We start from the raw sequence: 12,702 nt of genomic DNA, 5'->3' as shown, positions 1-12,702 counted from the left end.
CGCCCAGGGTGCTCGGCATGCGCCGCGTCCTCCTTGCCCTGAGCCTCTTGCCCCTCGCCAGCTGCGGCATCGCCCCGAGCAACTCCCAGCGCCTCACCGAAGCGGCGCTCGAGATGAACACGGCTGCCCGGTTCGGCCGCATGGATGTCGCGCTCGAGCGCGTCGGCTCGAGCGCGCGCCAGGATTTCATGAATCGTCACGCCGGGTGGGGCACCCGCCTCCGGGTCGTCGACGTGGAGTTCGGCGGCTTCGAGATGACCCAGCGCGATGAAGCCGAGGTCTACCTCGACGTCCTCTGGCTACGGGACGACGAGGCCACGGTCCGAAGCACCCGGGTGGCGCAGCGCTGGCGCGACGAACGGGGCCATTGGGAGCTTATCGGCGAGGAGCGAAGAGAGGGCGACACTGGGCTCCTCGGCGAGCCCCCGCCCGAGGCGTCCCGGCCCACGCAGAGCGGGGCTGGCGATTCGGCGAGCGCGACCGACATGGGCCGGCAGTCCGGCCGGAGCCTCCACACGCGTGTGATTCGCGACGAGTGAGCGCCGCCGCGGACGAGGTGTGCGGCCGCGCGCAGCGGGACGCGCGCGGTCGAGCTCGACGCCGGCGTGCGCGGCCTCGGTGAGCGCCGGGATCGCAACAGCGCGGGGATGCGACGGGCGGTGCGCGGTGCGCGGTGCGCGGTCGATTGACCGCGCCTCGCACTCCATCAAGCAGCCGGCGAAGGGCTCGCAGGAGCGGCGCTCTTGGGAGCGCGGGGCTTCTTGGCCTTGCCAGCGACCTCCGTCGGGGCTTTCGCCAGCTTGCTGCGCTTGGCGCGCTCCTTCTTGGCAGCCTGCGCCTTGCGGCGCCTCATCTTCATCGACTGGCGGCGATCGCGCTTGCCCATCTGCTTCAATCTCCTCACGGTCGGGGGCGCGGCATCATGACGACAGCTCGCCGGGCGAGCCCCATCCTGCACCGGTGGATGGCCTACCGCGGGGCCCCTCAAAGGGAGCGGGACTGTGCCCAAGAGCGAATGGAAGCGCAAGGGGCAATGCGCGCGGAGATGCAGTTCTCGTGCTAGACGAGTGTGCAGTGCATCGCGCCGCCGTCAGATGTCGACGTCCGCGACCTCCGCCTCCCCGCCTTCGGCCGCGTGGTCCGCGGCCACATCCGTCACATCCGTCACATCAGAGGCGCGCGCTCGTTCCGAAGGATCCGAAGGATCCGCGACGTTCGCGCAGGATCCGCGCTGCCTGAGCCGCACCGGCCAGGGCTCAGCCGCCGACCGCGCCGTCCAGCGCGACTTCGCGGCCGCGCACCTCGAGGCGGTACCGGGAGTTTACGGTCTCTATGTAGAAGACCTCGCGCCCGGCGAGGCGCAACACGCGCTTGACCGGCGTCGTGACGTATTCATGCATTCCGTCGGAGAACTCGATGACGATGACCGAGCCTTTCCGTGGTGCACGGACGAGCCGGCCAACGACTGCGCGTGATCCCCGGCCGAGCTTGCGGAGCACAACCTGCACAACAGAGATGCTAGCACGCAGATCTCGGCCGAGCACAAGCTGCACAAGCAGCGCCTCTCGTAACTAGGTCCCACCCTGGCCCAGGGTGTCCGGCTGCATCGGAGCGGCCCGGACCTTCGCACCGCGGACGGCCAGCCGGAGGGGCCGGGCCCCCGAGCGGAAAGCTTCCATGAATCGATCGCCGCCGCGGCGTGTACGATGATCCTGCAAACCTGTCGGCCGCCAGACAGGCACAGCGGTCCGTTGCGCACCGTCATCGCCGGATCCTGGTGAGGGCGGAAATCACGATGAACGATTTCCGCCTTGCGGAGGCCTCGTGCAGGCTGCGCGGTGGTCTGCCTGACGGGCCGACAATGCGCGCGGTCTCGTCGGCCGCCTGGACCTTGCCCGGGGGCACGGCGCGGCGTTCAGGTGCATCTGCGCAGCGCGGCGCACCGCGAGCGGCCTGGCGCGCTGCGGCTCGGCGGCTCGTCAGCTCCGCGTCAGCGGCGCTGGGCTGTCGCGCCGGTCCGGTTGTTCGGATCGCTCACGCCGGGCGCGCCCTTGTCGGCGAAGTAGGTGCGGAGCATATCGCATGCGACGTTCGTCGCCTTCACGCGCCATTTCGCGCTGTTGGCGACCATCACGGAGATGGCGACCTCCGGCTTGCGGCTCGGCGCGAACCCCACGAACCAGGTGTAGAAGGGCCCCTCGGGCGTCGGCTTCGTGAGCGTCCCCGTCTTTCCGGCGACGCGGATATCCGGGAGGTAGGGGCGGCCGTTGCGATCATGGAACGAACGGTAGCTCGTGCCGTTATCGACCGTCGCCTCCATCATCGCGGTCACCGCGTTGGCCGTGCTCTCGTCCATCACCCGCTTGAGCACCTGGCGCTCGCTCGGGCCCTGGTAGATGTCGCCGACCTCGTCCTTGACGCTCGACACGACGTGGAGCCGGATCATCTCGCCGCCGTTGGCGACCGTGGTCGCCAGGTTCGCCCCCTGGAACGGCGACAGCGTCGTGTTCCAGAAGCCCGCCGCGGTCCGCGCGAAGCCGAGCTCGTCTTCCGGGAGCGAGATCGTGCTCGTCGCGACCTTCACGTCGAACGGCGTGTCCTGCCCCCAGCCGAGCTTCTCGGCCACGGCGCCGAGCTTCTCGCGGTCGAGGTTCTTCCCGGCGAGCCGCGCGAACACCGTGTTGATGCTCCGGCCCATCGCCTGCGCGAGCGTCGCGCAGTACTTGTCGCGACGCTTGTTGTCGACCAGGTCCGCCGGCCGGATCGAGTGCTCGCCGCCCGAATAACACTGCTTGGTGTTCGGGCTCAGGCCGGCCTCGACGAGGGCGGTGCCGGTCACGACCTTGAAGACGCTCGCCGACGGCGCGGTGGCCTCCGCGGCGACGTCGTGCATCGCCCCCTCGTTCACGTAGCTCGCCCAGACCAGCACCTTCCCGGTACGGACATCGGTCATGACGACCGCGCCCTCCGGGACCTGGCCTGCCCGCAGGAAGCCGAGCGCCGCCCGCTGGTACATCGGGTCGATGGTCAGCTCCGCGACGCGGTCGCCGTGCGCCGGCGCCGTGGGCGGGGTCCTCCGGTCGTCGATGCGCGTCAGATCGAGGTCCGTGAGCGGCGGCGGCGTCACGGTCCGCGTGATCGTCGGGCCTCCGGCGGTCGTCTTCTTGGCGAGCAGCCCTCCGAGCTGGACGTCGTGCTCGCGCAGCATGGGGAGGGTCACGGCCACGAGCCCCACGGCTGCACCGACGGCGATCCACTGACGCATGTCGCGCATGGCCCGACGGGTACCCCGCCACGCTGTCCTGGGCCAAAATTGAGGCGCGCGAGCTCGCCGCGGGGCTCCCGCGCCGCCGGCGCGCCGCGCCCGCGGCGCGGATCGTTGGAGGGCAAAAGGATGAAGGGCGCGGCCGGGACGCCGGCCGCCGTGGGGCGGGGGCGCGTCAGAACGACATGCTGACCCTGGCGCCGAGCTCGTGCAGCGCGTGCGCGTCCGGATTGGCGGGCGTCACCGTATTGCCTGGCACCCGGAGGAGGTTCTCGCTGGAGCCGCTGCCGGGCGTCAGGTAGGCGCTGTAATTCACGCCGAGCCGCACGTTTTTCGTGTACCAGTAGTTCGCGGCGAGGCCGATCTGCATGACGTTGAGGTCGGTGCCCGGCCCCCCCTCGGCGCCCGGCGTCTTCTCGTCGTACGCACCCCCGCGGGACGCGCCGTCGTACGTCGCGTTGATCCCCGCGAGGAGCGCCGCCACCTCGAGCCCCGACTTCGGCTTCTCGAGCTCCTTCGTCAGATCGACCTTCGTGGGGCGCGGGCTGAACCCGGGATCGCCGCTGACGAACGCGTCGCCGACCGGCCACGCCGAGAGCTGCACGTACCAGCCGAGCCCCTTCACCTGCCCGATCCGTTCGGTGTTGGTGAGCTGAAAGCCCTCCACGCCCTCGCGCGTCTGGTTCGCGACGTAGTACGCCTCGGCCCGGAGCTCGACCATCTTGATGGGCAGCCGGAGCTCGCCGCCGATCGCGGCCTGCGTGGCCGACGGGATGACGTGGATCGGGCGCTTCAGCGAGTCCGTGTAGCCGGCGCCCCAGAGCGTGTAGCCCTGCCCCGTCCTGATGGGCGCATAGTCGTAGCCCACGTACTTCTGGTCGCGGTCGCCATAGCGCGCGCTGACGCCGATCTGCGCCTTCGCGAGCAACCCCTTCTTGTCGCTGGCGAACGGGCGCGCGGCCACGCGGCCGATGAAATCGAACTGGCTGTCGACGCCCGGCCGGTTCTGCCCGTCGCCGCCGACCACGCTGACGCCGTAGACGACCATCCTGTCAGCGACGTCGCCCCAGATCGTCAGGCCGATGTCCTTGCCCTCGGGGTAGGCGAAGCTCCGGGTCGCGATGTTGCGCTCCATGAACGTCGTGCTGTTGTCGCTCGTCTGGTTATCCATCGAGAAGAACGCCTGGTGCTGCCCGAACAGGAAGTTGAGCGCGGGCATGACCGAGTAGTTGATCCAGGCGTCGGCGAGCACGGCGTTCGCGGTGGTGCTCTCGACAGGCGCGAAGCGCGCGCTCTCGGCCGTCGGCGGTTGCCCGGCCGGGCCGGCGGCGTTCTCGGTCCGGCCGTTGGCGTTCCCGAGCCCCTGGCCGCCGAAGTCGACGTCGACATCGAAGGAAAACCTCTTCAGGAACTCGCCGGCCACCTCGAGCCGCGCGCGGCGAATGAAGAAGCGCGGCTTGAGCGCGCTCCCACCGCCCGTCGCCGAGACGTCCGACACGCCGGCGCCGAAGCTGCTGGCGAAGTCGAAGTTCAGCCTCCCCTTCGGGTAGAGTCGGAACGTGTCGTTCGCGTCCCGGAGGAAGAAGCCGCCGTGCCAGCCGGCGAGCGGCTGCTGCTCTTCTTTCACGACGGCGGCCTCGGCGGTCGGCGCGAACACCTGCGCAGGCGGCGGCGGCGGCGGCGCGGCGGTCGGCTCCGCTCCAGGGGGCGGCAGCGGCTCTGCGGGCGGCGCCGCGTCGGGCGGCGGCGCGGGGGCCGGAGCGGCAGCGGCAGCGGGCGGAACCGCGCCGGCAGGAGCCGCCGGGGCAGCGGCCGGAGGCGGCGCCGGGGCAGGTTGCGCTGGGCCCTGGGGTCCAGGCTGTGCTAGCGCCGAAAGGCCCGACAGCGTAACAGTCATGCCCAGCAGCGCCGATGTAGCTAACCTCATGCAGTTCTCCCTGTGTGCGGCTCGCCCGCTCGCCGGATCTCGCACGCACTACAACGCGAAAATATGACCAGGACGTTACGATTCTGTGTAGGCCATACGGCGAGCGAGCGCGACATTCGAGCGAGATGTGAGCCGCGTCAAGGTCCTGCTCATGGAATGGCAGCGCGTGCCGGCGGCGGAGCGTCGGGGCAGCGGCGGGGAAGGATCACGGGATGACGACCAGCGTGCGGATCACGGCAGATGTCGAGGTGCTCGACAACAGCACCTTGGTGGCCCTCGCAGGGCCGGGGAACGAGCATCTCAAGCTCATTGCGCGCACTCTTGGCATCGAGTCGGGCGTCCGAGGCAACACGATCCGGCTCGCCGGGGACGCCGACAAGGTCGCGCTCGCCGAGCGGTGCCTGGCAGAGGCCGCGCAGATGTTGAGGAGCGGCGTGGTCCTCGATCCCCAGGACTACGTGCGCGGCGTGCAGGCGCTCCGGGACGATCCCGGGATGACCTTGCGGGAGCTGTTCGAGGACGTCGTCCTCATCTCGGCGCGCCGCCGGCCTATCTCGGCGAAGGGGCTGGCGCAGAAGCGCTACATCCAGGCGATCCGATCGCACGACATGACCTTCGGGATCGGGCCGGCGGGGACGGGCAAGACCTACCTCGCGATGGCGATGGCGGTCCACGCGCTCCTCGAGCGCCGCGTGAAGCGGATCATCTTGACCCGCCCCGCCGTCGAGGCGGGAGAGCGGCTCGGCTTCCTCCCCGGCGATCTCGCCGAGAAGGTGAATCCTTACCTGCGCCCGCTCTACGACGCGCTCCATGACATGATGGATGCGGACAAGGCGCAAGGCCTCGTGACGCGCGGTCAGATCGAGGTCGCCCCGCTGGCCTTCATGCGCGGCCGCACGCTCAACGATTGCTTCGTCATCCTCGACGAGGCGCAGAACGCGACGAGCGACCAGATGCGCATGTTCCTCACCCGCCTCGGCTACGCCTCCCGTGCCGTGGTGACGGGCGACGTCACGCAGGTCGATCTCCCGCACGGCGCGCGCAGCGGCCTCGCGGAGGCGCGCGAGCTGCTCGCGGGGATCGAGGGGATTGCGATCTGCTCGTTCACCGAGGTCGACGTCGTGCGCCACCCGCTCGTGCAGCGGATCATCGTGGCGTACGAGCAACGGGACGCCGAGGTGGCTCGCCAGCGCGAGGAGCGGCGGGCGGAGGCGGGTCGCGGCGCGCGCGGCGGCGCGGCGGGAGAGGCCGGGGCTGCACCGCAGGAGCCGCAGGGGCGCGCGCCGGCAGGCGAGCCGGGAGGAGCCGGCGCAGCGAGCTGACGCGCGACGCGGCCGAGCGAGACGCCGGCGCCGACGTCTCGCTCGGCTGCGCTGATCATTTCTTCTTCAGATCGATGGGGGACTCGCGCACCAGGAGGGCATCGGGCCCGGTCACCCGGATCCTGCCGTGGATGGCGTTCTCCTTCAGCTCGCCGACCAGGACGCCGGTCATCGCGTTCGGCGCGCGCGGATCTGCGGGGAAGACCGATGCGCGGACCATGCCGTCCTCGACCTTTCCCACGAGCGTCGCGTCGCCGAGCGCTCCCTTCGCGGTGCCTTTCAGCTCACCGCTCGGCTCGATGGTCAGCGTCACCGTCCCAGGGCCGGTGGCCTGCTTCCCGTCGTCCTTCTGGCGCGCGGCGTCCTTGACCTTCGGGGGCATCACGACGCTGCCTTTCTTGGCGTCGTAGCGCCCTTCCCATGTCCCTTGCCATGCGGGCGTGCCCGTCGCGGCGCCCGCGTCTTCCGGCGCGCCCGCGCTCGGGGGCTCTGCTGTCGCCGAGCTGGCCGCGGGCGGCGCGAGCGCCGCGCTCGGCTGAGGCGGCGGGGGCGCGGGCCGCTCCGGTTCGCCCGGGCGAGGCGGGTTCTCCTCGCATGCCGCGAGGACGATGGCGAAGGACAGGAAGAGCGCGGGGGCAACGCCGCGCGCCCGGCGAGCTCGTGTTCCGGTGGCGTTCACGTGGACGCTTTTATTACGAGCCGGGCTGGCCGTCGCGTCGATTTGACGTGCCCGCGCCCCGGATCAGCGCGCGGCGCCTCCGGATCAGGACGCCCTGCGGAACGCGAGGGTCCAGTGCCGGTCGCTCGTCACCTGCGCGCATTCGGGGGGAATCCGGAGCGAGCGCAGCATCTCACGCACCTCGTCGAGCGAGAGCGCCGCGCGCAGCGACGCGTCGAAGAGGGCTCGCTGGTACGCCGTGTCGTTCGCTGCGTACGTGTCGACGAGGGCGGTGATCGACGCCTCGTCTTCCGGACGGAGCAGGTCTCGCACGAACAGGAGGCCGCCGGGCCGGAGGACGCGGAGCATCTCGCGCAGCACCTGCGCCGGCTCCGGGATGTGGTGGACGATGCTGTTCGAGAGCACGGCTGAAAACGTCCCATCCGGTTCGGGCAGCGCCTTGGCGTCCACGAGCGCGAGCGCGATGGCCTCGGCGAGCCCGGCTTACTCGACGTGGCGGCGCCCGAGATCGAGCATCGCCGCGGAGAGATCGATCGCCTTGATCCGCGCCGCGGGGACGCGCCTGCAAAGCTCGATGGGCAACAGGCACGTCCCTGTGCCGACGTCGAGGGCGTATGCGAGACCGGGGTTGTGGGAGAGGAGCGCGTCGCAGAACGCCGTGTTCACGACGGCGTGGTCCATGCTGTCGTAGGCCCGCGCGTCCTCGTCGGTATCCATGACCTCCGGCTCGAGCACGCGCACCAGTGACATGCGCGCATCCTTCTCCGCGGCCGACGCGCGTGTCAACCGATTGCCGGCGGCTGGTCAATCTCGTCCGCTGGTCGGACGGAGGTCGAGCGGGGGCGGGGTGGATCCTGGGCGCCGTAGATATGGACAGGAAGGCGTTTGAAGAAGTCGAGGCGGAGCGGGCCGGCTCCCCGCCGGCGTCCTCCTCTCATTGGAGCGGGCGCCAATGTCGTAGAGGACATGCCCCCAGGGTGGACGCGCGGACGCGCGGACTCGCGCTCGAGAGCGCGGGCCCAAGGCTGAGCTCTCTCGGGAGGGCCCGATCGGAGCGGCCGAAGACGACGGCGAGCGCGCCTCGGCGCTCTGCTATGTAACGCGGTGTCTCGCGGGATGAGCCTGAGCCGCGCGTACACACCGGTCCGCCGGACACGACGGCCTGGAGGCGCCCACCCAGCGGGAGCCGCGGGGAGCCGCCGCGCGTGACGTGGAGAGCGGCGCTGCGCGACCCGAGCGCGCCTCCGGCGGCGGGGCTGCAGCAGAGTCGTCATTTCGAAGAGCTCGGCGGGTTGGCGCTCGATCGGGAGGCCAGAGTGGGCTCGGGTCCGCGCAATCCCCGGCGTGATGAGCGGATGTCGTGCGGAGAGCTCGACCCGGACTCTCGTGCCCGCCGGCGCTCATAGCGAAGCGTCCGTGCTGCGCCCCACCCGCCGAGCGGCGCATCCTATCACGCCTCCGCATAGGCCAGTCGTGCGCCCGGGGCGTGCAATGTAGCCACGCACCGGCCGCCTGTGTGTGGTCGCCAGGCGGTCGCACCCTGCGTGAGGCGCTTCAATGATTGGGGGTGAGGAGGCTCGCGCCGGGTCGCTGCACCTCGCGGTTGTGCGCGCGCCCGCATTGCCGCCCGTGACGGGCGCGGCCCGAGGCGCGGGGTTGCTCGGTTCTCGGACGGTGCTTACCTGACCAGACCCGAGCACCCGAGACACGCAATGCCGCAGTGCATCGTCAAGGGGGTCGAGAGAGGATTGGAGCGGCCTCGGGGCCGTCCTGCGCGGGGGAGGGGTCTCGGCCATCAATCGACGCTGGCGAGGGTTTCATCGCTCGGCGCCTGTCGAGCAAAGCAGCCCAGCCGTTCGGGGCCGTCCCGTCCAATGAGCTCTCCGATTGAGCCCGCCCGCAGCGCCTATTGAAAGAAAAGACGGCCCTCTATCCTCAATTCGCTTGACCAGGCAAGTGGCAACGGCATAGTCGTATCCAACCGCCGAGCTGGATTCGGCGACGAGGGAGAGCACATGGCAACGGACGCCTTTTCACAGCAGATTGTAAACCTCGTGCGGAAGATGCCGGACGAGGCGATCCTCGCGCTCGTCAAGAATCAGCTGGGCGCCGTGACAGGGGAAGCGCCGTTGGTTCCTCCTGCGGCGCCGCGCCGCAGCCGCTCGCGCGCCCGCGCTGGAGCGGTCCAGTCCAAAACGTCTTCCGTCGCGGCCAAGCGCGGCGCCGCGCCGAAGCGTCGGCCTGGTCGCCCGCGCAAGTCGCCGGCCGCGTCGGCGGAGCGTCAGGAGACGCTGGATGCCGTCGAGCGCGTCGTCAAAGCGAGCTCTGGCGTCAGCGCGAGCGAGGTGGCGAAGCAGGCGGGTATCCCGCAGACCCGCGCCGCCGCAGCGCTGAAGGAGCTGAAGCTGGAGAAGCGGATTTTCCAAGGTGGCGACCGTCGCTTCGCCCGCTATGCAGGCGACGCGAAGACCGCCGAGCAGGCGAGCGCGAACGCGCGCAAGACCGCGGCGGGGCCTGCGCCCGTGAAGAAGCCGAGCGCCAAGGGACGCAAGCGCGTCGCTCCGGCTGCCGCTCCTCCGAAGTAGGTCTGGGGACCACCGCGCACGTCAGCATCAGATGGGATGCAAGCTGTGCTGACGCGTTGCGTTTGGAATGGTTGTCCCGTTCGAGACGGAGCTCAGGGCGGGCTCCAGGTGAGCCCGCCATCATCGGAGGCCGCGACATACCAGCCGCGGCGCGATGTTCCGGTCACGTCCGCTTGGAGGAGCATCAAGAGTCGATTTCCGAACGAGAGGAGGGTGCCGAGCTCGATACGGCCGCGCTCGCCTGTGCCTTCGCCGATTACCCTGGGGACGTCGTAGATCTTGCCCGCTTCTGGCGATAGCGCGATATAGAGCCCCCATCGCGCTGCCGCGCGGGAGGTCAGCACTGCGGTGACCCCTTCGCGTGTGGGCGCCAGGGCGACAGACCGTTCATGCGGCTCCAGCCAGGGGCGAAACGGCGGTTTCTCGGCGATGATGCAGGTGCCTTGGAGGGTGCACGTCGCGAGCGTGGGCTCTCCGGTTGTGGGCGTCATGACTTCGACCATGATCCGATCGGCTGCGCAGCCGACCGACGCTCCAGGCGCGGCTTTCGCCGGGAGCTTCAGCACGGCTGTCTGGGCAGCGGAGACGGCGACCACGGCGGTCTTGTCGGGCGGCTGAGGCACGAGCTGGAACGACCACCCGGCGAAGTCGCATGCTGGTGTCGTGGAGAGCGCGGCAATCGCCGCTGGGTTCATCGCGAGTCCCTCGACGCTCTTCGGTGCGTCGAGCGGCTTCCCCGGCGAGGGGACGGGCCGTACGAGGAGGTTGCGTCCGCGCACCGACAGGAGCACCGGTGGGCGGCCATAAGGCACCGGCAGCGCTTGTTCCTGCGTGGGGAGCGGGACGGGAGGCACCGGCTCGGCGCCCGCCGGCCCCGCATAGACGAGGGTCGCGTGCCGAGGCTTGGGCTCCACGAGCAGCGCGGCGCTCTCGGCGGAGAGCACCGCGGGCACCGCGTTCACCAGCGGCCGCGCTCCGCGGCTCAGCGCGGGAAGCGTGACCGGTGAAGGCGCCGAGAGGTCGGTCGCATCGAACGGAGCGAAGAAGACGCTCGGCGGGTCCAGCGCGGGCGGCGTCCCTCGATTTCCGCGCGTCTCCGCCGGGAGAGCCGGGCCGCGCGGACCGGCGGTGAGCACCGTGGCGCCGTCTCCGCCGACCGACCAGGTCGACCACCCCTCGCGGACGCGCCGCAGAGATCGCCAGGTCCGCCCTGCGTTCTCGGTCACGAGCGCGATCGCCTCGTTCTCGATCTCTCCTGTCACCACGGCACGCCTCTCATCGAGCACGAACGCTCGTCGCCATCGGGTCGACGACGGCGCGAGAGCCGAATCGATGCCACGCGCCTGGCCAATGGCGGTGGTGAGCTCATCCGACGATGCTGCGCCCGGGGGTGGCGGGACGGTGATGGGCGCTGCTTTTTCCTTCTTCCCGCAGCCGAGCGCCAGGAGGCTCATCAGGGCGGCAAGGGCGGTCGCAGCGGCACGGCGCCGCGTGGGCGCGCTCACTATGGAGTCGAACATCGGCAATCTCTTCGCTGGTGTCGCCCTGGCTTATCCACGACTCGCACGCTCGCTCGCGCCGCGCCCGAGCCGCCTTGTCGGAGCGCCCGTCGCGTCACGGAGGGATGCGCGCGCAGCGATCGCCCTGTCTCCCCGCTGAATCGCCCCGATCTTCGCGTTCGATCCGCGTCTGCCCTACCGCCGGCCGCACGCCGCGCGGCCTGCACTAGTCGGCCTGCTCCGGATCCATGCAGCACCGGAAGCCCGTCGAGTAGTCGTGGTAGCCGAAGGAGTGGGCGGTCGTGGCGTATTTGCAGCCCTCGCCGTTGCGCGTCGTGTCCATGAAATAGCCGCCACGGAAGGTGCCGCTCGGGTCATCGACCCACTCGTGGAGGTTGCCTACCATGTCGAACACGCCGTAGGCGTTGGTGCATCCCGCGCGCTCGCCCGTGGGGAGCAGCGCCTCGGACAGCTGGTTGATGAGCGGGTTGTTCATCGCCGTCGTCCAGCGCTCCTCGGGCTTGATGTCGAGCAACGCCGCGATCTGGGCGACGGGGTGAACGCGTCGCTCGTCATCGTTGCACACGCCCTGCTGGCGGAGCGCGCCGTAGGGGAAGGTCGTGTCGTCCGGCCCTCGGCAGGCGGTCACCCACTCCTCCGAAGTGCACAGGCGCTTGCCCGATGCCGCGCACGCCATCTTGGCCTGCCGCCCGCTGATGTAACCTTGGGGGATGACCCCCTGCCAGGAGACGGCGCGGACGCGGCGCTCGTTCCCGTCAATCGGATCGTAGGGCGACCAGGGGCGCTCACCGGTCGGCGTCACCTCGACCAGAGCGCCTTCCCAGCGGTCGACGCACACGCGATCGTCGACGAGGGCCATCTCCGCGGGACAGCGCGTGCTGCCCGCCGAGGACGACATCGGGGTGGCGCCGATCTCGGACTCCATCCCGGACGCGAGCGCCGCGCTGTCCTTGACGGCAGCGAGCGCGCTCTCCTTGGCCTTGATGCGCCGTTCCGTCGGGACGGCGGCGGTCCCCTCGAGCGACGCGCGCACCATCAGGCGCGGTGTGATCTGCTCCGCTGTCGTCGACCCCGGCGCACAGCCCGCCGACGCGACGAGCACGCCGAGCAGCGCTCCACCGCGGAATGGACGCGCCCCCGGCGATCGCGGAACGGAAGCTGCCAGGCGCGGGCGGGAGGAGTCCTTGGCCACGGAGGAGCCGAGGATCCCTTCCCGCGATCATTTTTGCAACCGAATACCGCGCTCGGGGGCTCCCCGAACCGGCCTACATGAGAGGGTGCGCGCGCAGGGGCGCTCAGGTGGGCGTGAGCTGATGAGAGGCCCAGAGGTCATCTGGTGTGCGTCGACTGCCAGGGGAAAAGAACCGCGAGAGCAGAGCGCGCACCGTGGGCGCGCAGGCCGCG

At 70.5% G+C, this 12,702-nt stretch carries 12 protein-coding genes; 3 read left to right on the top strand and 9 right to left on the bottom strand.

Going from position 1 to position 12,702, the window contains the following annotated elements; genetic code table 11:
* Window positions 1-17 precede the first annotated feature (17 nt).
* Window positions 18-539, top strand: a complete 522-nt coding sequence (locus WMF29_RS42335; protein ID WP_437325730.1) for a hypothetical protein — start codon at window positions 18-20, stop codon at window positions 537-539.
* A 167-nt stretch (window positions 540-706) separates the two neighbouring features.
* Here the strand turns inward: WMF29_RS42335 and WMF29_RS42330 are convergent, their stop codons facing one another.
* From WMF29_RS42330 to WMF29_RS42315, 4 genes are all read right to left on the bottom strand, one after another.
* Window positions 707-886, bottom strand: a complete 180-nt coding sequence (locus tag WMF29_RS42330; RefSeq protein ID WP_272102111.1) for a hypothetical protein — start codon at window positions 884-886, stop codon at window positions 707-709.
* A gap of 370 nt (window positions 887-1,256) precedes the next feature.
* A complete protein-coding gene (locus WMF29_RS42325; protein ID WP_148314458.1) occupies window positions 1,257-1,553 on the bottom strand; it encodes a hypothetical protein in 297 nt (98 codons plus the stop codon).
* A gap of 437 nt (window positions 1,554-1,990) precedes the next feature.
* On the bottom strand, window positions 1,991-3,274 hold the full coding sequence (locus WMF29_RS42320; protein WP_437325729.1) for a penicillin-binding transpeptidase domain-containing protein: 1,284 nt from the start codon (window positions 3,272-3,274) through the stop codon (window positions 1,991-1,993).
* Window positions 3,275-3,440: 166 nt separating this feature from the next.
* The gene (locus WMF29_RS42315) at window positions 3,441-5,192 is read right to left on the bottom strand and encodes a porin (protein WP_437325728.1); all 1,752 of its coding nucleotides are present in this window, start codon (window positions 5,190-5,192) and stop codon (window positions 3,441-3,443) included.
* Between the two features lie 212 nt (window positions 5,193-5,404).
* Here WMF29_RS42315 and WMF29_RS42310 point away from each other — a divergent pair, with 212 nt between their 5' ends.
* Window positions 5,405-6,514: a PhoH family protein gene (locus WMF29_RS42310; RefSeq protein ID WP_437325727.1), complete on the top strand. Its 1,110-nt coding sequence runs from the start codon at window positions 5,405-5,407 to the stop codon at window positions 6,512-6,514.
* A gap of 55 nt (window positions 6,515-6,569) precedes the next feature.
* Here the strand turns inward: WMF29_RS42310 and WMF29_RS42305 are convergent, their stop codons facing one another.
* The 3 genes from WMF29_RS42305 to WMF29_RS42295 form a co-directional block, all read right to left on the bottom strand.
* Complete coding sequence (locus WMF29_RS42305) at window positions 6,570-7,193, bottom strand: hypothetical protein (protein WP_437325726.1); 624 nt, start codon at window positions 7,191-7,193, stop codon at window positions 6,570-6,572.
* Window positions 7,194-7,277: 84 nt separating this feature from the next.
* Window positions 7,278-7,658: a class I SAM-dependent methyltransferase gene (locus WMF29_RS42300; protein ID WP_437331225.1), complete on the bottom strand. Its 381-nt coding sequence runs from the start codon at window positions 7,656-7,658 to the stop codon at window positions 7,278-7,280.
* Window positions 7,659-7,676: 18 nt separating this feature from the next.
* The gene (locus tag WMF29_RS42295) at window positions 7,677-7,943 is read right to left on the bottom strand and encodes a hypothetical protein (RefSeq protein ID WP_437325725.1); all 267 of its coding nucleotides are present in this window, start codon (window positions 7,941-7,943) and stop codon (window positions 7,677-7,679) included.
* Between the two features lie 1,265 nt (window positions 7,944-9,208).
* On the opposite strand from WMF29_RS42295, the gene WMF29_RS42290 reads away from it, so the two are divergent.
* Window positions 9,209-9,778 carry a hypothetical protein gene (locus WMF29_RS42290; protein WP_272102117.1) on the top strand — a complete coding sequence of 190 codons (570 nt, stop codon included), beginning with the start codon at window positions 9,209-9,211 and terminating at the stop codon, window positions 9,776-9,778.
* Between the two features lie 92 nt (window positions 9,779-9,870).
* Here WMF29_RS42290 and WMF29_RS42285 read toward each other — a convergent pair whose 3' ends face one another.
* Both WMF29_RS42285 and WMF29_RS42280 read right to left on the bottom strand, forming a co-directional pair.
* Window positions 9,871-11,043 (bottom strand): hypothetical protein, encoded by a 1,173-nt coding sequence (locus WMF29_RS42285; RefSeq protein ID WP_437325724.1) that lies wholly within the window; start codon window positions 11,041-11,043, stop codon window positions 9,871-9,873.
* Between the two features lie 460 nt (window positions 11,044-11,503).
* Complete coding sequence (locus WMF29_RS42280) at window positions 11,504-12,400, bottom strand: SUMF1/EgtB/PvdO family nonheme iron enzyme (RefSeq protein ID WP_437325723.1); 897 nt, start codon at window positions 12,398-12,400, stop codon at window positions 11,504-11,506.
* Window positions 12,401-12,702: the final 302 nt, after the last annotated feature.

Source organism: Sorangium sp. So ce381 (assembly GCF_051473845.1).
GTDB classification, from domain to species: Bacteria; Myxococcota_A; Polyangia; order Polyangiales; family Polyangiaceae; genus Sorangium; species Sorangium atrum.
This window is presented reverse-complemented; position numbering and strand designations above follow the sequence as displayed.

Excerpts from the sequence above, each read along its gene's own strand:
- WMF29_RS42330 (WP_272102111.1), bottom strand. The coding sequence starts at position 886 with ATGGGCAAGCGCGATCGCCGCCAGTCGATGAAGATGAGGCGCCGCAAG.
- WMF29_RS42315 (WP_437325728.1), bottom strand. The coding sequence starts at position 5,192 with ATGAGGTTAGCTACATCGGCGCTGCTGGGCATGACTGTTACGCTGTCG.
- WMF29_RS42295 (WP_437325725.1), bottom strand. The coding sequence starts at position 7,943 with ATGTCACTGGTGCGCGTGCTCGAGCCGGAGGTCATGGATACCGACGAG.
- WMF29_RS42290 (WP_272102117.1), top strand. The coding sequence starts at position 9,209 with ATGGCAACGGACGCCTTTTCACAGCAGATTGTAAACCTCGTGCGGAAG.
- WMF29_RS42335 (WP_437325730.1), top strand. The coding sequence starts at position 18 with ATGCGCCGCGTCCTCCTTGCCCTGAGCCTCTTGCCCCTCGCCAGCTGC.
- WMF29_RS42320 (WP_437325729.1), bottom strand. The coding sequence starts at position 3,274 with ATGCGCGACATGCGTCAGTGGATCGCCGTCGGTGCAGCCGTGGGGCTC.
- WMF29_RS42310 (WP_437325727.1), top strand. The coding sequence starts at position 5,405 with ATGACGACCAGCGTGCGGATCACGGCAGATGTCGAGGTGCTCGACAAC.